This is a genomic window from Fictibacillus nanhaiensis (assembly GCF_019801215.1).
GTDB lineage: Bacteria > Bacillota > Bacilli > Bacillales > Fictibacillaceae > Fictibacillus > Fictibacillus nanhaiensis_C.
The window spans coordinates 250,280-271,168 of the sequence record NZ_JAHVJO010000003.1; the positions used below are offsets into that span (position 1 = coordinate 250,280).

Below are 20,889 nucleotides of genomic sequence, written 5' to 3' on the forward strand. Positions count from 1 at the left end.
AGGAGGTCTTTGTCATGATTGTGGTCACAACTGAAAATATTAAAGGCTATGAAATTAAAGAGGTAAAAGGCTCTGCTTTTGGAGTTGTAGTTCGAGCAAGGGGAATCGGCGGCGACATTATGGCAGGACTTCGTGGAATAATGGGCGGAGAAATAAAAGAATATACATCAATGCTTGAAGATGCCCGTAAACAAGCGGTTGATCGGATGGTAAAAAACGCTTCTGAAATGGGTGCTAACTGCATTATCATGATGCGCTTTGATTCTGGTGAAATGGGCAATAACATGAGTGAGATTGTTGCTTATGGTACTGCTGTGGTTGCTGAAAAACTATGACAGCTATCAGCATACTCATCGGCTGGCAAGCAATCTCGTTTATTGTTTTAGTTGTATTATTTATTATCTCATGGACCTATTTCGACAAACGCTATAAAAAAAGCGAAACGAAAGTGCCTACAGGCTATATTTGGACAGAAGAAATCTCCATCGACCCCACCACGGGTAAAAAAGAACGCGTTTATTATAACCCTGATACAGGGGAGAGGTTTTATAAGGAAGAATAGATCAGGATGAAACCCAAAAGAAAAATGCTTTTGGGTTGTTTTGTTTTTATAAATAACGCATTTATCATTTCCGGCAAACCGCAAAACATAAAAAAAGCCGGCTTCAAAAGATTACATGTTGTAATCATTTCTTGTCGGCTGATAATCCTTCTATACTTTAAACTTATTTATCGCTTCATTCATCTCTTCAGCTAACTGTGATAGCGCATTTGAGGATGAAGAGATTTCTTCCATGCTTGCAAGCTGTTCTTCTGCTGATGCAGAAACTTCTTGAGTTGATGAGGCTGCCGTTTCAGCCATTGAGGAGATTACATCGATCGATCCCACTACTTGTTCAGTACTGGCAGACATTTGCTGTGTAGCTGCCGAAACATCTTCCACTTGGCTTGAAACTTCGGCAACACTTTCGTATAAGCTCTTAAACGCTTCACCTGAGCGGTATACAAGTTCTCTGCCTCCAGTAACTTCTTCTGTGCCTAACTCCATCGCTTCTACTGCTTTTTCTGTCAGCTCCTGAATACTTGAGATTAATTGGCCAATCTGCTGTGCAGATGCCGACGATTGTACTGCTAGTTTTCGTACTTCATCAGCTACTACTGCGAATCCTCTTCCTTGTTCGCCAGCTCGAGCTGCTTCAATAGCTGCATTTAAAGCAAGCAGATTGGTCTGTCCTGAGATATCTGTAATTACATCTACAATATTTGTAATTTCCTGTGATTGATTTCCTAAATTCTTTACCACTTGAGAGGTATTCGTGATGGACGTATGGATGGCATCCATTTGTCCAATCGTCTTTTGAATGGTTTCATTTCCGCCTTCTGCTACATGTAAAGATCTTGAAGAAGATTCTGACATGTTTTGCATGCTGACTGCGATCTGCTGAATACCTGCAGAAAGCTGATTCATCGCTTCTACGATGTCTTCAACCGTTCGCACTTGTTCCTGCGAACCACCTGCAACTTCTTGAATCGTGGTAGCAATCTGTTCTGTTGCCAAACTTGTCTGCTCTGCACTCGCTGTCAGCTCTTCTGATGAGGCTGCAACTTGCTCTGAAGTAGCTCTAACTTGTCTGATGAGGGTAGCAAGGTTCATTCCCATATGATTGATCCCGTCTGCAAGCATGCCTATCTCATCTTTGTTCTTCACTTTAATAGGATCCATTGTCAGATCTCCATCTGCAATGTCGTTTAACATTTCTGCCATTTGTACAACAGGTCTAGAAATCATACGGGAGATGGCAAATCCGATCGCAACTGATGCCAAAACAATAATGATACCTAAAATAGTGACGATGGAGATCACTTTGCCTTCAGCAGCATGAACAACAATAATACCTTCATCCATTAAATTAGACTGTCTTTGGGCCATTTCTTTCGTAACATTACGCATCTCCCTCCCTATTGGAAAAAGAGAACTTTTGGCATATTCATTAGCGGCTTCCATACTGCTGGTCGAATTTGTTAAAACTCTCTCAGACTCATTTTTGTAGTCTGTATTTAACGCTTGAATTTTTTCTAATCTTTGTTTGTCCGCATCCACTTTCACGAGTTTCATGGTGCTTGCAACAAGTGAATTAATTTTCTCTGTTGACTCTATTAGTTTTGCTTTGCTGTCTGAAGACTGTTCAAGCAAAAACTCCCGAACACTGTTATTCTGTATGGTCGACTGCAGCTCCATCTCTTTTGCATTCTTAAAGATGACGGCTCTTCTGTCTAATAATTCATTATACGTACCTTGCATGTCCTGTAAGAAATAAAAGAAAATTCCGCATGTAGCCGCGAATAATAGGGCAACTGTCAAAAAAGAACCGACTAATTTTTTTCTTAACGTTAACTTCATACGCCACCTCTTCTTATACATTTCTGTTTTTAAAAATGACAGGGCAATTCAAAACGATAATTAATTGATCGTTTTGTTTGGCAACACCCTGAATCAACGAATCTTCTTGTTGATTAAAGCTCCCTGGTGACTGTATCATGTCGGATTGAATATCGATAACATCTGTTGCGGCTTCGGTCAACAGTCCTAAATATCCTTGCTCATTTTGCAAAACAACAATTCTAGATGCCTCTGTTACCTTGGCTTTTGCGCTTCCGAGAAGTTGACCAAAGTCAATGATCGGAATAATGTTCCCTCTTAAGTGAATGACTCCTAGTACTTCTTGAGGCATTTCAGGCATAGGCGTTATATCTAAAACACGTTCGATTGATGCAACATGGTTGATAGGAAGCCCATATTCTTCTTCGCCTGCTTTAACGATAACCATTTTCAACATTTGAGTGCTAAGCGACATTTCACTTACTCCTTCTCTAGGTATTTCGAAATTATACGATAGTCTCATGTCCCATCCTATTTATCGGTTATGTATAAGGAATCTTTTAGTAAGAATTTCTTGCTTTTAAACGTTAATAAAAATATTTTTGACCACATAAAAACCGCCTGAGCACTTTAATGCTCAGACGGCTGTAACTTACACTCTTAACGTTTTACGTCAATGTTCTTCGTGCTGTTAGCTGGAATCGTAACTTTTACTTCTACAAATTGCTTTGTTCCATAAAGTTGTGTTTCGATGACTTCTCCAGCAGAAGCTGTGTAAGTCCCTTGTTTCATGTAGAAAGGAATATTGACTGTTATTGGTTTGCTTAGACGATTTGTCACGGTTGCTGTTTGTGTGACTTGTGATCCATCATTTGGCAGCTTAAAGCTGTTTTCAAATGACACAACTCCCGCGGATGTGTTTCCATTTTCATATACAGGCATTGATTTATCAGGACCTTCAAACACATATGAGCCAAACTTGTCGCTTGCAGGATCTTTCTCAAATATTCGATATCCTACCCATGGCTTGGCTGATAATTCGATTGAAGCAGTCGTTGAATATAGAATGCCGTCTTGTTCTGTAATGTTATCAATATGCGTGTGTCCATGAAGAGAGATATCTACATTATTTTGTTTCATAATATCAATCAACTCGTGTGAACCTTCTCCATGCCACTGTTGATCATATTCAATGCCTAGTTTTTCACCTTTTGTGAGCGTAGTTAAGCTCTGAGGATCATGCTGAGCATCATATTCTTTCCAGTATTCAACTACATTTGGGTCAGAGGTTGGCCAAATATCACGGTCACGCCAGATTGGATTATGATGAGAGAATAATCCCTTCGTTTGACCAGGTTCTGCAGTTGCCTTATTATCGGCTAAATCCTTCTTAATCCATTCCATCTGTTGATCACGAATCTGTCCGCCCCATGTTGGTACTGAAAGTGTTCCGTGTCCTTGACGGTCAAACTTATGCCAGTCATATGAATTATATCCGATCATATGTGCATACGGACCATAGTCAAATGAGAAATATTGAGGTCCGAAATATTGTTCCCAATATTTTGCACCGTCTGCTAGAGTTGCATCTTGAGCATAATAATCATGGTTACCTGGTACGAGGTAAACAGGAACATTCAATTGTTTGAGCATGCGATATGTTTCTTCATATTCATAAATATATTCCTGGGGGTTCATCTGTCCAAACATTAAATCACCAGTTACTACTACAAAATCAGGCTTTAACAGATTTACTTGTTTAATTGTTTTTTGAAGATACAACCATCTCTTAGATTTATCCGGATCCCACATTCCCGCTTCTGTAGCATTATTTGGGTCTGCAATGTTACGAGGTGAACCAACATGAGTGTCGGTGAGATGCATAAACGTGAAATCTTTCTTAAACTCTTTTACAACTTTTACAGAGTTAGGTTCATCGTCTGTAATTCGTGTTCCATCTCCGGTATAAGTAACTTGAAGGTCAAATAATTCTTCTGGCACACCTTCTGGGATAGTCACTGTAACATCATAAATGGAAGAGCTGTTTTTCCAGTGTGATGAGCCTTTTTTTACATTCTTTACAGGTAATTTAAAAGTTCCATCTACTTTTGTAGCTTCCGTAGGATTTAATGAAACATCCCATCCAGCTGGTTCTTTTCCTTTTGTATCTACTTTTACAGTTAAATCTGAACCGTTTTTCTTAATTGCTGGCGTTGCCATAAGGGGGTAAATAATATTCTCCACTTTTGGATCTAAGGAAATATTAGGAACTTCGTCCGTGAAATGAGTGGTATTTCCTATTCCGCCGTCTGCCTTATCTATGCCAGATAATTCAGCATGAGCTTGTCCTGCTGGAATGGTTAGCACGGAGGCAATGGCGAATGCTGTTAACTTCGTTTTCCAACTGGTGTTTGATCTCATATCCTGCACTCCCTTTTTTCAAAGTAAAAACACTTACCCTACTAAAGTAACAGGACAATGTAAATATAAAATGACAGAGATATTACAGCAGTTTAAATATAAAATAACAAGGAAATTACAATCATCGAAATATCTTATGAAGACTTAATTTCTTCCAAGCGTTTTATAGCTTCTTCTTTATCAAATGAACTGTAAATGCGATGATCATTTTTATCTAGTATGCGAAAATGCTGGCTGATGATATTTTGCTGAAGCTTGCATCCTTCATGGGAAAGAACTTCCTTCCACCAGACATGCCCGCCCCACGTTTTTTCTTTTGGTCTCGCTACATACTCGTGCACAATAACTTCCAATACATCTAGAGGATCGCCACCAAGAGAGTTGTAAAGAATCTCTGAATTTCTAAAAAGTGCACATAGTGCAACAATTACTGTCCAGCTCGCTTTTATTCTTTCCTTTTCGATCTGAACAAGCGTCTTTTTTGAGATTCCTAAAATATCTGCCATCTTATCCTGCGTGTATCCCCGTTCTGTTCGAACAAGTTTAATCTTCCCTGTTAACAGATTGACAATTTCATTCTGTGTCATCTGAGAATCTCCTTTTATCTTTTTAGTAACATTTTACACAAAAAAGCTCCTTTCAACAAAATCGAAAGGAGCTCTAACTATATGTGTAAGGTTCCCAATGTGCGAGATCATACAGACCAGCGTTGATGCGGCTGCTCTCACCTTCAATGACAGAAAGAAGTTCGGTTGGCAGCTGTTCATGGTGTTTAGACACATCCACTTGATCGTTTGGTGATGAGATTAGGACGGTAAATAATTTTTTATTCTCCATATTCATACCGTGTACATGAATGTAATTTAAATTTTTTATCCGATATACAAAAAAGATTCGATATTTTTCCACGTTTCCCACACTCCCTTATTGACAGTGTGGTCTCTTTTTGTGTTCGATAAACCTATAACGTACTTTGAACGGGTGCTGTCGGCAGTTCGATCTCTACTTGTGTTCCTTGCCCTTCTACCGAAGAGAAGTGGATGACTCCGCCGTGTTCTTCAATTATTTTAAAACAAACCATTAAACCTAAGCCTGTACCTTTCTCTTTTGTCGTATAGAAAGGTTCTCCTAATGTTTTAAGACGATCGGCAGGAATGCCACATCCTTGATCAGTTATTTCGATAAGAACCCTTTGGTTTTTTGTTTTTATTTTAATGTGTATTTCCCCATCGGAATCCATACTTTCAATCGCATTTTTTAATAAGTTAATAAACAATTGTTTAAGCTGATTATCTACCCCATACACCGGTGGAATATCGTCTGCGATGTTCACCCAGATCTGGATATTCCTCATGATTGCCTGCGTCTCTAATAGCCTTACCACACTATAGATCAAATCTTTTATATTTGTGTGTTCAAAGCTCACCGCTTGTGGTTTCGCAACAAGCATCAATTCTCCCACAATGTCATTAATCCGGTTTAGCTCAGATTCCATGATTCTTAAATATTCTAAACGAATTACATCATCCGCATCTGATAAAAGCTTAGTAAACCCCTTTAGAGAAGTGAGCGGATTTCTTATCTCATGTGCAACCCCCGCAGCCAGTTCACCAAGAACTGACAGCTTTTCAGATTTGAGCATCAGTTCTTCTGTTTGCTTCGCTTTTGTTACATCCCTAGCAAACGTAACAAGGCTTTCTACATGCCCTTCCTTTGTCATAACCGGCACACCGCGTGTTTCTAATAACACCCAATCTCCTTTTTTATGACGCAAACGAAATTCGGTTTGAAAAGGCTCCTTTTTTACAAGAGCTCTCATGAAATGTTCGGATAGATCCTCCAAGTCATCGGGATGGACTAAATCCAGAATAGCTCCTTTAATCTCTCCATCCTTGTATCCCAAAACCGTAAAATGGGATGGTGATACGTAATGAATTAGGCCAGAAGGATCAATAACTGTAATTAAATCTGTTGAGTGTTCCGCAATCAAACGATATTTCGCCTCACTTTCCCGTAGAGCCCGCTCTACTTTTTTCTGTGAAGTAATATCACGATAAACAATAACAAACCCCATGATCTTGCCATCCATGTCACATATATTCGAAAAAGATGCAGACACATCAAATACTGTTCCATCTTTGTGAATCCTCTGAGTTTCATGCAATGGAACAGATTGGCCTTGTTTTAACAGGTTGATTATTTTTTTTGACTCTTCTTGAAGATGATAAGGTGTTATAACAGGCTGAGTTTCATTTTCTTCTAAGAAATCCTCTTCCTCCCATCCGAACATTTGGATGAAAGCATCATTTACTTTAATGACTTCTTGCCTTGTGTTTAGGATAAGAATAGCGTCTGTTGTCCCTTTAAGGACGGATTCTAAAAGGTCGAGTGCTACACTGAGCTCTTCTTCCTTCTGCTTATGAGGCGTAATATCTCTGCCTGTTACAAACAGCATCTGAGGCTTGCCATCATTTGTAAAGGTCGGTTGCTTGATCAGCTCCAGCATGACAGTCCGTCCATTTTTAAAATGAATTTTTTCTGCTGTTTTTGTAGGTTTACCAGTGTCCCAAGCAAGTTGATCGGAAATATTACAGCGCTCGATTACTTCTTGTGAAAGCCGGGTTTCCATTTCTTCTAAGCTTTTTCCTTTGTATGCATTGTCGTATATACCGTAAATATTTAAAGCGAACCGGTTTGCTTCTGCCCACTTCCCATCTGGATATTTCAGACATACAAATTCAGGCAGGACATCAATCATCTCTTTAAAAGTGGCAACTGCAGGAAGTTCGTCCTGACTTATAACATTCATTTTTATCCACCCTTTTTTACTAGAACTTCTTTCTTAACTAGTATTTAAATAAAGGCGTCTCGTTTCCTTCAAACATTTTGTTAATTCGAACGTCAAATTCTTCTTTTTTTCGCCTTAATATGACAAAAAGACGCTTTCTATAAAGAAAGCGTCCTCTACATTTGTTGACGATTAAACAGCTTTTACAGCTTCTTTTAGCGATTTTCCTGGCTTAAATGCAGGAACATTGCTTGCCTGGATCATAATTTCCTCACCAGTAAGCGGGTTGCGCCCTTTTCTAGCATTTCGGTTACGTGTTTCAAACGTTCCGAATCCAATCAACTGGACACTTTCGCCGTTTTTCAAGGCATCTGTAATCGCGTTTAACACCGCGTCAACTGCAAGTGCAGATTCTTTTTTGTTCATACTTGTTGCTGAGCGTACCGCATCTACTAAATCCATTTTTTTCATTATAGATTTCCTCCTTTAAACGTTAAGAATTATTGCTTGTGTAGCACCATTATTAACGAATTCAGAAGATTTCATACAGAAAGAAACAAAATTCCGAAAAATATTTATATAGTTTACTAAACCAGCTGTTTAAAAGCCTTGGATGGTCATGCCGCCATCAACAAATAAAGTTTGTCCATTGACATAGCTAGCAGCCTCACTTGCCAGGAATACAGCTGGCCCCACAAGATCAGGTAGTTCACCGACTCTTTTCTGAGGTGTTACGGAAAGAATATCATTCAAGTAATCTTGATCTGCTAACAATTTTTCCGTTAAAGGCGTATTAAAATACCAAGGTCCGATGCTATTCACATTAATGTTGTACTGCCCCCATTCGAGAGCGAGGTTTTTTGTCATTTGAATAATTGCTGCTTTCGTAGAAGCGTAGACCACACCGGTTCGGAGTGCAACAGTTCCTGCTACGGACGAAATCGTTAGGATTTTCCCGCCTCCATATTCTTTCATGCGCTCTCCCGCTTTTTGTGAAAACCAGAAAGCAGAACGCAAATTTGTATTCATGATCGTATCCCACTCATCGTCTGTAACATCAAGTGCCTTTGAACGGATGTTCATTCCAGCATTATTAACGAGTATGTCTAAACGTATATGTTCTGAATCTAGTTTTTCAAAGACCGTCTCAATATGATGCTTATTCGTAACATCTGCTTCAAAAATAAACGCTTTCCTGCCGGCATTCTGGATCTGTTCTGCAACTTCTACAAGATCAGCTTGCGTTCTAGACACAACGACAACATCAGCACCTGCTTCTGCAAACCCGATTGCAATCGCTCGTCCAATTCCTCTGCCAGCACCTGTTACAAGAGCGGTCTTACCTTTTAATGAGAATGATGGTAAATACATGATGGATAGCCTCCTTTTTTTCTACTGGATCGTCTATTGATAAAGTGTGTTTGAAATGTGGAAAAATGATTGATGGTGCGCCGTGTAAGAATCTGCACCCATAAGTTTCATACTGGCTATATTAATGTGGTATGAAAAATTAGATTCTGAATCCATATCATCAGATACTGTTTCGAATGTATACTCTTTAATGCCTGATTTTTGTATATCCCAAAAAGATTCATCTTCATTTGAATCTGCTGCTTCGTTGTGATTGCTGCTGTTTGAAAAACTTACAAAGTAACGATCACTATTCGGTACCATCTTTTTTAACCCGTGAAGATCTATGGCTTTGAAGTAAATACTTGGTGAGGAAATGGTGTTTTGGTAAACCAAACGATCACTTTCTTCATGCAGGATCTGGAGATTTATTTTGTACGTACCGTTTCTTTGTTCAACCCAAGCAATCATATCTCTTCCATCTTTCGTAAAGTAACCGACATAGCTTAGCTTAACAACCTTTCCTGATTTTGTAAATTGGAGATCAAAATTGCTGATTACTAATTCTCCTTCTGCTTCAATCGCTGACTTTACCATCTCATACTCTTCATTTAATTTCATGTGAAAGACATTGGTTGAAGAAGCATGAAAAACAATACTCTTCTCGTGATACGCCTCTTCGAATTGTGTAATCAAAATTCCAGATAAAAAAGAAAGAACACCTGCAATTGCAGCCCACTTTTTCACCTGTCTATTCACATAAAGCCTTGGACGAAAAAAAAGAAGGAAGATCACAAATCCTGCAGGCAGTACCCAAGAGTCCATCCGAAATGTAAAAGTGCCTAGCAGATAATAGCCGATGATCTTCCAGCCGATATATGTTTCTTCCCGATCCGCTTTTTTTATGTAAATCCAGATTAATAATGTCATAAAAGCAATAAACGTTCCCCAGCCTATAAGAGAGGTAATCCACACACTATCTCACGCTCCATTTTTTGGTATTTACTGATAGTGTAGCAAATAAAACGATCTGTCTGTTGTGGATTTACTTTTTTTTATTTAGGTTGTTTTCGTAAACTATGTTTTTTTGAAAGCAATAGTTTTCCGTTTCAGGATTTTAAGCTTTCCACGTGGTGTGCGGTGAGCCTCCTTGGTGCTTAGCATTAATCATTTAGAACACAGCAGCCTATATTTAAACACACAACTGTGATAAAAGAACGACAAAAAAAATGGGCATGCTTTTTTAAGCAGGCCCATCTTAGTGTATTCTCTTATGTCTCTACCCACTCTTTTCGAAGTGTGAAGAGGTCTTTTAGTTCATCTGTTGATAATTCGGTAATCCAATTTTCACTCTGAATCACCTTCTCTGATAATTCTTTTTTACTTTCAAGCATCATGTCTATCTTCTCTTCTAAGGTTCCGAGTGTAATCATCTTATGCACTGTAACAAACTTCTTTTGTCCGATTCGGTGGGCACGGTCTGTCGCTTGGTTCTCCACTGCTGGATTCCACCATCTGTCGTAATGGATTACATGATTTGCTTCTGTTAAGTTCAATCCTGTTCCACCAGCTTTTAAAGATAAAATAAATATCGCGTTTTCACCGTTTTGGAAACTGTCGATCATCTCATCGCGTTTTTGTTTGGATAAGCTTCCGTGCAGAAACAACACAGGTATACCAAACTTTTTCTCCACATATTTTTTAATGAGTTCTCCCATGAAAATAAACTGTGTAAAGATTAGACACTTTTCATTTTTTTCTAAGATGGCTTCGATCAGCTCGATCATTTTGGAAAACTTCACAGATTGGTCTTCTAATCTTGAAAGCTTTTCATTTTTTGTATAAAGCGAAGGATGATCACAAATCTGCTTAAGTTTTCCCAGCATCGCGAGAAGAAGACCCCGACGCTGCATACCAGTCACTTTTTCAAGCTGTTCAAACGTGTCCTGTACAAGTCTTTCATAAAGAGAAGCTTGATCTTTTGATAATGGACAATACTCTTTAATCTCCTGCTTCTCCGGAAGATTCAGCTGAACGGCAGGATCTGCCTTCGTTCTGCGCAATAAGAAAGGCTGTACGAGTTTCTTTAATTGCTGAAGACGGAGACTGTCGTTTTCTTTTTCAACCGGCAAAACAAATTTTTTCTGAAAAGAAGGCTCACTGCCTAGGTAGCCTGGATTCAGGAAATCAAAGATCGCCCATAATTCAAGCAATCTATTCTCTACAGGCGTACCGGTTAAAGCGATTTTGTGACGTCCATTCAGTTTCCGAATGCTTCTTGACTGTTTCGTATAACTGTTTTTAATATTTTGAGCTTCATCCAACACGATCGTTTCCCAATAAGTGCCGCCCATTTCTATAAAATCAAGCTGACAGGTTGTGTAAGATGTGATGACAATATCGTAATTCTTATACCACTCTTCAAAATCTGTACCCTTTTTCCTGTTGCTACCGTAATGAAGGCCTACTGATAACGATGGTGAAAAGTGCTCCAATTCCTTCTGCCAGTTTCCGATTACTGACGTCGGACAAACTAATAAGAATGTTCCTTCTTGCTCGCCTTTTTCTTTTACCTTTAAAAAATAATCGATTGTCTGAACGGTTTTACCTAGACCCATGTCATCTGCCAAGCAGCCGCCAAGTCCGAAATTGCGAAGAAAATACATCCAGGAGCTGCCTGTTTTTTGATAGTCTCTTAAAGTACCTATTAAATCTTTTGCCTTTGGCTCAACCGGTATCGTTTTAATTTCAGAAAGCTGATCCATCCATAAATTAAGCGGTTCATCCCACTCAAGATCAAGCATTGGACTTTCCACTTCAAGTCCGTCCAACTCCTCTTCAGCAGGATTGGTTTCTATATTTAAAAGGTGCTGTTCAAGAACATCTTTTAGCTGGATCCCGGTGCGGTCAACATTTTTGATCAAATGTCTGACTTGCTTCATCCACTCAGGATCCACTCTGTACCATTGGCCATTTCTCTTGACAAGCCTTCTGCTTCCGTCCACTAGCTTTCTGAATTCTTCCTCGGAAAGCTCCTCATCACCGGTAGAGAGTCTCCAGTCAAATTGCATAATCGCGTTCAGTCCTAGAAACGATGGGGCTCCACCAGCAGATTGTGGTTTCGATTTTATTTTAGCTTTTACTTTTGGCTGAAGTTCTGTAACGGTTTGCCACCAAGCAGGCAAAATCACGGAGATTCCGATTTGCCGCAACAGATCACTTTTTGCCGTTAAGAAGTCCCAGGCTTCTTTTTCCCCAATCTCTTCTCTGACTTCTTTACGGTTTCCAATTTTTAACCATGAGATGAGTTTAGCTGCGAGCTCCAAATCCTTTTCAAGCATTTTTTGATAAGGCTTCCACTCATCAGGAAGAAGTGTACTTTTTCCAATATACGGAACCCGAATCCCTTCCTCTTTTTCCTGGAGATAAACATGAAGATGCCATACTTCTTTCTCTTCCTCGGTAGGCTCCAATATCTCAAAAATGAGCTTGAACGGTTTAGGATCCTTGTGCCAGCCAATCTTAATAAGCCATTCGTCTTCATCCAAATGACTTAATGCTGATATCACTTGCCTGGAAATTCCTTTTATTAGATCTTTATTAAAAGAAGGTGGCATTGCGATTGAAGCTGTGTCAGGCAACGTAGTCAATGCCTCATTAATCCATACTGAATCAATCCGTTGGCCATCTGCCTTCCAGGACCATCCACCTGATTTCCATGCTTCAAAATCAGGCGAAACACGATTTTTTTTCAATAAGCTGTACACTTCATTTGCTTCTTTTATAGTTTTCCAGGAATCTCCTTCCCAATTGTTTTCCGATAGAAAAAATTCAGGGTAACGATTAAATAAGTCGAAAGCTTCCCCGGCATTCACATAAATATTTTGATGTTCATCTACATCGAGCAACGTCCCGTAAAAAGATGGCTGATGCCATGTAAATAAAAGTGGTTTCCAGTCGTTTACATGCACTCTTTTATGATGTCTAGTGGCCCACAATACCATGTTGCCATGCAGCCATTTTACGTGGAGTAAAAGATTGCTTGTATCGATCATGAAATAAACTTTCCTTTCCTTAACTCTTCCTGAAACGCTCTTAACCTTCCATACACGGCAGCGATTCTGTCGATATACATGGAAAAACGCTCTTCTTCACCAAGATCAAAATAAATGGTTCGAAGCGTCTTTAAATGCTTGATTGCCGATTGATACGATTTTCTCGTTCGTTCGTTGATCAAACGGTCAATCGTTTGATGGTAAATCGGCAAAACCGTTTCTTTCTGAAAGGAAAGAACTTCTTTTAAGTCTTTTCTTTGTATAAGCTCTGGTGAATAACCCATGATTACCTGTAGCTCTACCCAACGCTCATGCTCACCGATGACCATCAAATATTCACCGTACTCGTAAAACGTGATCGGCAAAAATTCAATCAGCATTTCTTCGTATTGGTCTTCATCCCCCGTATGCTGGGCATATTTCCAAAAGTAATTTAAGTATTCATGAAAGAACTCGCGTGCGTCAGAATGATAATAATAAGAGTTTACCCCTTCAAGAAAGTTTGGCTTTAAGTAAAGAAGCCAAGTTAACAAACGATCCCATTCTTGCTTATCCACTAAAAGCTTCATCCATACAAGATAATGAACCATCTCTACTTTCTTTTCATTCTCTCCTAACCGCTCAAAAGCATTCGTATCATCCTTGCGTGCAAAAGCAAAGTGAACAAGAGCGAGCTGAAGCATTTGTGTAGACTTCCCTGCCTTTTTTTCTTCCAATAGTTGATTCTCATATTTTTCAATCCATGACTTTTCTTTATATAGCAATGACCAGCTGATCTGAAAAAGATAAAACAACAAATATCCCCATTTAGGTGGGATCTCATAAAGACTTTGAAAATTTCTAAGACTTTCCTCAATGAGTTTTTTGTTTTCATCAAGAAGTTTTTCACTTTTTATTTGTTTTAATGTCACATAAATTTGGTCAGAGAGCTTTTCCACCGTCGAATCAAAATTCCCTTGCATATAAGAGACAACACCATATTGTGCTTCAAATGCAAAAAGACGAATCAACGTCTCTATTTGTACATGATATTTATAAAGCATCGCAATATCTTCGTCAAAAAATTGTCCTGCGTTTAGAAGAGCAGGATAATAATCTCTGTAGATATGTACGAATGTATAACTTGTATCTTTCCCATCTGCCAGATCTCGAAAGGAGACGGATTGCAATTTTCGTTTTTCAAAGGTTTCAAACCGCTCCGAAAAATACTCTCGCCATAATTCAACCGAATGAGTGTTTTGAACCTTCTTTTCAGGTGAATCGTAATTGACCTGGTTATTGTCATGAGCTTCTTCAGAATGTTTCATGCCGTCTCCCCTCCTTTATGTTTTATTACCAATTATAGCAAATTACTTGAACAATCATTCATGCATATCATTTCTATTTTAAAGGAAATAACAGCATTTGACCAAAAAAAGCTCTTTATCCTTCTTAAAACAAATGAAAACGATCCGATAACTAAATGACAGCATCGTTTTTTTAGCCTAGTTACTTATTAAACCCTATAGGATGAATTCCTTATCATGGTGTCTTATTTTGTAATTTTTTGTAAACAAATTAAGACCATTATGTTATACTATGGAAAAATCGACGAAAAGGCAAACTTTCCGAAAGAGAAGGACGCAAAGCTAAAGGGGCTAAGTCTTTAAAAAAGATATGCCAGCCAGTTGCCGAATGAACTCCTTCGTCGGTAATAATATGTAAGGGAGATACAAATATGAAGGAGAATTCTATTCAAGAACGCATACGCGCCTTAAGAGAAGAGCTGTATCGTACTTCTTCACAGCTTAATCATGAATTAGCGCACCCAAAGCTAGTAAAGGTAAGCCAGCAGCTAGATCGGTTGCTCAACCAATACAGAAGTTCAGGACATAAAAATATATAAAAAAAATGGCCATAAGTCTTTGGCCATTTTACACTACTGTTAATCATCCTCTTTTTCTCAATTGCATCTACTATTCGTTCCATCTCTTCTACAGTCAGTTGACAGGAAATCTATTCTTTCGAACACGTCTTTCAATCCCCTCTAGCTCTGCATACAAAGCCTCAATAATAATAGCAAGCCGTCTTGTGAACGCCTCCACTCCGGATGTTCTTCATACATCACATTGAGCGATCGGATAAAGTTTATTTATTTTTTTGCCAAAGCAGTTACTCCTACAGATACAGCCAATAGGATTCTATGTTTAATGAGTGATGCATAACGAACTCCTCTCAAAACGATCTCCGTCTCCATTTTTTCCTTTAGCTTCCTACCTCAAACGTTTTCATCACAAAATGGAATTCGACAATCATTTTTATCATTTGTTGTATCGTGTAACATTTTCACTTTTTTCCACGAAACCCTTCCTCTTTTCAAAAAAATAATGCATATTTATTGAGACAAAATCTCTCATGAAAGTTGTGAATAGAACATGTTATTACAATTAATTGAGGAAAAACGTGAAGTATTGCTGTGCCTTGGGAAAACATATGGATTAACAGCTAAAGAAACGATTGATTGCAGTCAGGAATTAGATCAGCTACTAAACCGTTTAGAAGGCTTTATGAACGAATCTAGTAAAGAGAAGTAAATTCTTGTCTATTTCCTGGGAAATTTGTCGAGTACTTAAAAACATGATAAAACCCCAGCCTTTTCCTCCATAACCACTCTATTATTATATGAAAATAATATTGTAATCTTTTTGTTATCTTCTCCTAATGAGTTTGTTACATTACGTTAGTATAATTGGCAACCGAGGCGTATTTAACCAATTATACATAATAGGAGGAGTTACAACATGATAAAAAAATGGGTAATTACAGGGGCTCTAGCATTTGGAATGCTCGTTTCTGCCCCAGTTAGCGGACTAGCAGCTATGGGTGATCACACTCTTCGACCAGGTGTATGGGACAACGATGTATATGAACTTCAAGGTAAACTAAAAGCAATGGGTTATTTTGATTTTGCAGTTACAACAGGTTATTATGGCTCTGTTACTAAACAGGCAGTCGTGAATTATCAGCGGGCGAAAGGCTTATCCGTGGATGGCATTGCTGGACCACAAACATTTAATAGTATTCAAAGTAATATTCAAAGAAAAGGAATGACAGTTGAATCGACTGCCTACACAGCAAATTGCGAAGGTTGCAGCGGTACTACTGCAAATGGGACAAACCTTAAAGAAATTCCTTATGCAAAAGTAATTGCCGTAGATCCTAAAGTTATCCCAATGGGCTCAGTTGTATATGTTCCTGGATATGGATATGCCGTTGCAGCAGATACTGGCGGTGCCATTAAAGGCAACAAAATTGACGTTTATATGAAAAACCACTCTGATGCTGTTAATTGGGGAAGAAAGAACATCAATATTACAATAGTGAATTAGTGGAAGATGGGGCTGGTTTCCCCATCTTTTTTCATTTCTGCTTCACCTTTTAAGATTAACTAGAAAAAGAATATGACAACGTTCTTCTTCTCAACTATAATAGATTTCATCAATGAAAAATAAGTGAAGGTGAATGTATGTTTCTTTGGATTGCTATTGTAATGGGTGTCATAGAAGGTTTAACAGAATTTCTCCCGGTTTCTTCAACTGGTCACTTAATTGTAGCCGGCCATATGCTAGATTTTACTGGGGACAAAGCAAAAACGTTTGAAATAGTAATACAGCTAGGTTCTATTTTAGCTGTTGTTGTTTTGTACTGGAATCGGCTCTGGAGCTTGCTTGGTGTTGGTAAGATGGCTAAAAAAAGTGGTTCGTTAAATTTAGGCCACATTTTTATCGCGATTATGCCAGCAGTGATTCTTGGACTATTAGTACATGATTTTATAAAAGCTTATCTGTTCTCACCTAAAACCGTTATTATAGGGCTTGTTGTCGGCGGATTTTTGATGATTTTCGCTGAGAGGATTCAGAACAAAAAAGGTGTAAATGCCTCAGATCTTGATGACATGACGTATATGCAAGCTCTGAAGATTGGGTTGTTTCAATGTTTAGCACTTTGGCCAGGGTTTTCACGTTCTGGCGCGACTATTTCAGGAGGATTAGTATCTGGACTGAATCACCGTACAGCCGCTGACTTTTCATTCATCCAAGCTGTTCCTATCATGATTGCGGCATCTGGCCTTGATCTTTATAAGAGCAGAGATATCTTAAGTGCAGCTGATCTTCCCTTTTTTCTAACCGGATTTATAACGGCATTTTTAGTAGCAGCTGTTGCTATCTTATTCTTTGTAAAACTGATTGCAAGGGTAAAGTTAACTCCTTTTGCTTATTATCGATTCATTATCGCAGCCGTTTTAGCCCTATTCTTCTATTTATAAAAATTGTCTAAAAGCTCACTTTCCAATTGGATCGTGGGCTTTTTTATATTCATTGTTACAAAAATATTACAATTTATTATTTTCTAAATATTGTAATAATGATATGGTTATTTTATCTAAAGTTTGAGAGGACGATTTATATGAACATGCTGAACCAAGTAAGTCTAGTTAAAAGTGCAATCGCGGGAGTACTTACAGGTAAAGATGAACTTGTTGAACTGACAATGATCGCAATCGTAAACAAAGGACACTTACTGTTGGAGGATGTACCCGGAACAGGAAAAACGGTACTCGCGAAAAGTCTTGCTCGTCTAATCGGAGGCGAGTATAAACGTATTCAGTTTACACCAGATATCCTTCCTGCTGACATAACAGGAATCCAGTTCTTTCATCCAAAACATCAAGAATTTGAGATGCGCCCAGGTCCAGTAATGACAAATATCTTATTAGCTGATGAAATTAACCGTGCAACTCCCCGAGCACAATCAAGTCTGTTAGAAGTAATGGAAGAACGACAAGTGACCATTGATGGGGAAACGCTTAAGCTTCCTTCACCGTTTCTAGTTTTTGCAACACAAAATCCAATCGAATCTCATGGAACATTCCCGCTTCCGGAAGCACAGCTTGACCGTTTTTTTATGAAACTTCCGTCTGGGTATCCTGACTTTTCTCAAGAAAAAGATATGTTGCACATGTATCGTTCACAAAATCCACAAGAGCTCCTGGAACCTGTCTTCTCTTTGGAGGACATTTTAAAAATGCAAGAAGAAGTTCAGTTCATTCTTGTAAGCGATGAAGTAGAAAATTATCTGTTATCCATCGTTCATGCAACTCGTAACCACGAGTTTATCGAGAATGGCGTTTCTCCTCGTGGAACCCTTGCGTTCATGAAAGCAGCACAAGGGGCAGCTTACGTGAAAGGCAGAACGTTTGTAACACCTGATGATATTCAGTATGTTGCGCCATTCGTACTTTCTCACCGACTGGTTCTTACTATGGAAGGAACGATGCGGAAAACAAAAGATCAGGTGCTGAAAGAACTTATGGAAAGCATTGAAGTACCTGTAGAATCTGAGGCAGGAAGATAACGATGCAGCAATGGAGTAATCAAATCTGGGTCAAACCAATCTTTCGAGCGCTCGTCATGTTCAGTCCATTAATTCTCCTGATTGGTTTTTACCGTAATATTTCCTTTCTTTTTGTTTTGGGGTTAATTATTATTTTTTTATATGGCGCAACGTTATTACAGTTTAAATCATCTGTTCAAGATATAAATATAGATCTTTCAAAACAAGTTTATCGTTTGTTCCCTGGGGATTCTGATGAATTTTATGTAAAGCTGCTTCATAAAGGAAGATGGCCCTCGTTCAGAGGTGAACTTATTTTCACTCATGGAAATGTCATATCAGAACCAAACATGCTTAATGAAAATCTCGGTTCAAAAGGAAAAATTGAATTAATACGTCCATTTTCTATTTATAAAAAAACAGCATATACCCAGGTCATACCATTTGTGGCATTAAAAAGAGGAACAACAAGAATTTCAAACCTTTCTCTCCATATTCACGATCCACTTCAGACGAGTGGGCAAGCATTGACATTTCGGGATTTGTTTCCTGCTGAGATAATCGTATATCCTAGGCCTCTTCCAGTTCACAGGATTGAGCATCTTTTTCATCAAGGAAGCGGTGAGGCAGCACGTCCGTTTGCACTTTTCGAGAACGTTTCACTGCCTGCAGGAAACAGGAACTATTCTTATGGAGATGCCTTTCACAAACTGCATTGGAAAGCGACAGCAAGAACAGGAAGTCTCCAAACGAAGGTTTTTGAAAAAACAGTCGTCTTTCACTGGACGTTTGTTTATACCATTCAGCCTGATCATAAAGATATGAAAGCATCTGATGAGATTGAAAAAGAAATTAGCTATCTCGCTTACATGTGCCAGTTTGCTGCTGAAAAAGGAATTCCGTTTGAAGTCTATATAAACTTTAAAGTACCTGGTCCTTTAGGTATGTATCATGTGGAAACTGGAAGCGGCGCTCAGCATTTAAGCAAAATTCTTGAAGGCCTTGCCCGTGTTGACCGTTCAAGTGTAACCGTAAAGCCACATATCATGTGGACAAAGATGGATCGGAATTTTACTGGCTCCGTCCCGTTTATTATTCTTCTTGGACATATTCCCGATGATCTCAATACACAATTCATCAATAAGAAGTGGATAAAAGCGGGCGGCAAACTATTTTATGTGAAACAAAGCGGAACCGAAGCCTATTTGATGCCTTATTCTTCACTGGAGGTCGTTCCATGTTAAATAGACAACGATTTGTTTTATATGGAATGGACGTTATCTTTGATGCTATGCTTCTCTTTTTAGTGTATGTGATCCTTTTACAAGGAGCTACTTGGCTAGATTTCGGAATATTTATCGCAGGATTGCTGCCCGTGGTTGCCGTTAGCGGAGGATTGTACATTTATAAACCTAAGCAATTAAAGGTAACTCTGATCTGCACTTTCGCAGTGGCAGTCATTGTATTTTGGCTGCTGACTTCATCTCCACTCTTTTCCATAATAATTGCGCTAATCCTTACGTGGCGAAGCACCGAAAACTGGAAGGATCTCCTAAAGTCAGATATAGAAGTCATCTTTACAATCAGTGCCGTTACCGCCTTACTTCTCTCCCTTTTCTTTAAGGATGGCTATTCTGTTGTGTATGGAGCTGTCTGGATTCAATTTATGCTTATGCTTGGGATTAAAATGATCATTCACTATATTAAACAACCTTCTGCAGAAAAGGTATGGAAAGACTTTTCTGTTCCCATTGCATTAATAGGGTCAAGCGGTATAATTTTTGCCTTTTTAGGTCCCATCAAACAATTTATTTATTGGATTGTGGATGGAGTACTTTTCCTTTTGTATTACATTGTGGCAGTTCCTTTGGCGAAATTATTTAGCTATCTATATGAGTTCATTGAATATTTAAAAGGATTACTTCATGGGAATCAAACAGGGAAAAGTGATTCAGGCACTCCTAAAAAAGAGATATTTGATCAAGAGGCTAAAGAATGGGTTTCCACGGATTACTCTCTGCTTTTATGGTCCACGATTGCATTGCTTCTGTTCATTACCTTGTTTTATATATGGAAAAAGAAATTAATAAACAACCAAGGCGATGCATTGCTTAGTGGAGCAGTTTCTGTGTTGAACAGTGCGGATTTAAATGAGACCGCCTACCATAAAAGAAGATGGTCTCAGTCAAAGGACAGAACTCGAAAAAAATTTTTGCATTTTGAAAAAACTATGGATAAACGCGGTTTTGCAAGAATGCCTGGGGAATCCGCTTCTATATGGTTCGAACGGCTAAATCTCACCGGAAAAGACGTTGATTCCGTTCTCTCTGCTTATGAAAAAGTACGCTACGGTGAAGAAGAGCTAACACATGAGGAATTTCAACATTATGCACAAGTCATCAAAAAACTGGAAAAATCCGAGCACCTTCAAAGGAAGAAGTCTAATTAAGGCTTCTTTTTTTTGCATGTTACTGTCCATTCTTACCTTTATATAATAGACTAGATATATAGAAGTAGTCGGA

20 protein-coding genes and 1 riboswitch are annotated in these 20,889 nt (G+C 38.6%); of the genes, 9 read left to right on the top strand and 11 right to left on the bottom strand.

Annotated elements, in window-relative coordinates; genetic code table 11:
- Positions 1 to 14 precede the first annotated feature (14 nt).
- Together KUV80_RS14285 and KUV80_RS14290 are read left to right on the top strand one after the other, a co-directional pair.
- Positions 15 to 335 (top strand): YbjQ family protein, encoded by a 321-nt coding sequence (locus KUV80_RS14285; protein WP_222463411.1) that lies wholly within the window; start codon positions 15 to 17, stop codon positions 333 to 335.
- Positions 332 to 562, top strand: a complete 231-nt coding sequence (locus KUV80_RS14290) for a hypothetical protein (protein WP_246625231.1) — start codon at positions 332 to 334, stop codon at positions 560 to 562. The genes KUV80_RS14285 and KUV80_RS14290 overlap by 4 nt, the downstream gene beginning before the upstream one ends.
- Positions 563 to 712: 150 nt before the next feature.
- Here the strand turns inward: KUV80_RS14290 and KUV80_RS14295 are convergent, their stop codons facing one another.
- From KUV80_RS14295 to KUV80_RS14345, 11 genes are all read right to left on the bottom strand, one after another.
- Positions 713 to 2,401 (bottom strand): methyl-accepting chemotaxis protein, encoded by a 1,689-nt coding sequence (locus KUV80_RS14295; protein WP_222463412.1) that lies wholly within the window; start codon positions 2,399 to 2,401, stop codon positions 713 to 715.
- 13 nt (positions 2,402 to 2,414) lie between these two features.
- Positions 2,415 to 2,855, bottom strand: a complete 441-nt coding sequence (locus KUV80_RS14300) for a chemotaxis protein CheW (RefSeq protein ID WP_222463413.1) — start codon at positions 2,853 to 2,855, stop codon at positions 2,415 to 2,417.
- A gap of 185 nt (positions 2,856 to 3,040) precedes the next feature.
- On the bottom strand, positions 3,041 to 4,801 hold the full coding sequence (locus KUV80_RS14305) for a metallophosphoesterase family protein (protein ID WP_222463414.1): 1,761 nt from the start codon (positions 4,799 to 4,801) through the stop codon (positions 3,041 to 3,043).
- A gap of 134 nt (positions 4,802 to 4,935) precedes the next feature.
- The gene (locus KUV80_RS14310) at positions 4,936 to 5,388 is read right to left on the bottom strand and encodes a helix-turn-helix transcriptional regulator (RefSeq protein WP_222463415.1); all 453 of its coding nucleotides are present in this window, start codon (positions 5,386 to 5,388) and stop codon (positions 4,936 to 4,938) included.
- A 73-nt stretch (positions 5,389 to 5,461) separates the two neighbouring features.
- On the bottom strand, positions 5,462 to 5,710 hold the full coding sequence (locus KUV80_RS14315) for a hypothetical protein (RefSeq protein WP_222463416.1): 249 nt from the start codon (positions 5,708 to 5,710) through the stop codon (positions 5,462 to 5,464).
- A 52-nt stretch (positions 5,711 to 5,762) separates the two neighbouring features.
- Positions 5,763 to 7,610: a PAS domain-containing sensor histidine kinase gene (locus KUV80_RS14320; protein ID WP_222463417.1), complete on the bottom strand. Its 1,848-nt coding sequence runs from the start codon at positions 7,608 to 7,610 to the stop codon at positions 5,763 to 5,765.
- A 171-nt stretch (positions 7,611 to 7,781) separates the two neighbouring features.
- Entirely contained in the window at positions 7,782 to 8,060 is a 279-nt protein-coding gene (locus KUV80_RS14325) for an HU family DNA-binding protein (RefSeq protein ID WP_222463418.1), read from the bottom strand.
- 129 nt (positions 8,061 to 8,189) lie between these two features.
- Positions 8,190 to 8,960, bottom strand: a complete 771-nt coding sequence (locus KUV80_RS14330) for an SDR family NAD(P)-dependent oxidoreductase (RefSeq protein WP_222463419.1) — start codon at positions 8,958 to 8,960, stop codon at positions 8,190 to 8,192.
- Between the two features lie 33 nt (positions 8,961 to 8,993).
- The gene (locus KUV80_RS14335) at positions 8,994 to 9,914 is read right to left on the bottom strand and encodes a hypothetical protein (RefSeq protein ID WP_222463420.1); all 921 of its coding nucleotides are present in this window, start codon (positions 9,912 to 9,914) and stop codon (positions 8,994 to 8,996) included.
- Positions 9,915 to 10,210: 296 nt separating this feature from the next.
- Positions 10,211 to 12,994 (bottom strand): DEAD/DEAH box helicase, encoded by a 2,784-nt coding sequence (locus KUV80_RS14340; RefSeq protein WP_222463421.1) that lies wholly within the window; start codon positions 12,992 to 12,994, stop codon positions 10,211 to 10,213.
- Positions 12,991 to 14,301: a hypothetical protein gene (locus tag KUV80_RS14345; protein WP_222463422.1), complete on the bottom strand. Its 1,311-nt coding sequence runs from the start codon at positions 14,299 to 14,301 to the stop codon at positions 12,991 to 12,993. The genes KUV80_RS14340 and KUV80_RS14345 overlap by 4 nt, the downstream gene beginning before the upstream one ends.
- Before the next feature lie 280 nt (positions 14,302 to 14,581).
- Positions 14,582 to 14,669: riboswitch (cyclic di-GMP riboswitch) on the top strand.
- A gap of 42 nt (positions 14,670 to 14,711) precedes the next feature.
- On the opposite strand from KUV80_RS14345, the gene KUV80_RS14350 reads away from it, so the two are divergent.
- From KUV80_RS14350 to KUV80_RS14380, 7 genes are all read left to right on the top strand, one after another.
- Positions 14,712 to 14,879 carry an aspartyl-phosphate phosphatase Spo0E family protein gene (locus tag KUV80_RS14350; RefSeq protein WP_222463423.1) on the top strand — a complete coding sequence of 56 codons (168 nt, stop codon included), beginning with the start codon at positions 14,712 to 14,714 and terminating at the stop codon, positions 14,877 to 14,879.
- Between the two features lie 529 nt (positions 14,880 to 15,408).
- Positions 15,409 to 15,567, top strand: a complete 159-nt coding sequence (locus KUV80_RS14355) for an aspartyl-phosphate phosphatase Spo0E family protein (RefSeq protein ID WP_222463424.1) — start codon at positions 15,409 to 15,411, stop codon at positions 15,565 to 15,567.
- Between the two features lie 207 nt (positions 15,568 to 15,774).
- Positions 15,775 to 16,362, top strand: coding sequence for a 3D domain-containing protein (locus KUV80_RS18915; RefSeq protein WP_222463425.1), 588 nt, complete (start codon positions 15,775 to 15,777; stop codon positions 16,360 to 16,362).
- 137 nt (positions 16,363 to 16,499) lie between these two features.
- The gene (gene bacA / locus KUV80_RS14365) at positions 16,500 to 17,300 is read left to right on the top strand and encodes an undecaprenyl-diphosphate phosphatase (protein WP_222463426.1); all 801 of its coding nucleotides are present in this window, start codon (positions 16,500 to 16,502) and stop codon (positions 17,298 to 17,300) included.
- 146 nt (positions 17,301 to 17,446) lie between these two features.
- The gene (locus KUV80_RS14370) at positions 17,447 to 18,388 is read left to right on the top strand and encodes an AAA family ATPase (protein ID WP_222463676.1); all 942 of its coding nucleotides are present in this window, start codon (positions 17,447 to 17,449) and stop codon (positions 18,386 to 18,388) included.
- 2 nt (positions 18,389 to 18,390) lie between these two features.
- Entirely contained in the window at positions 18,391 to 19,611 is a 1,221-nt protein-coding gene (locus KUV80_RS14375; RefSeq protein ID WP_222463427.1) for a DUF58 domain-containing protein, read from the top strand.
- Positions 19,605 to 20,816, top strand: coding sequence for a DUF4129 domain-containing protein (locus tag KUV80_RS14380; RefSeq protein ID WP_222463428.1), 1,212 nt, complete (start codon positions 19,605 to 19,607; stop codon positions 20,814 to 20,816). Before KUV80_RS14375 ends, KUV80_RS14380 begins: the two co-directional genes overlap by 7 nt.
- The last annotated feature ends 73 nt before the right edge of the window (positions 20,817 to 20,889 follow it).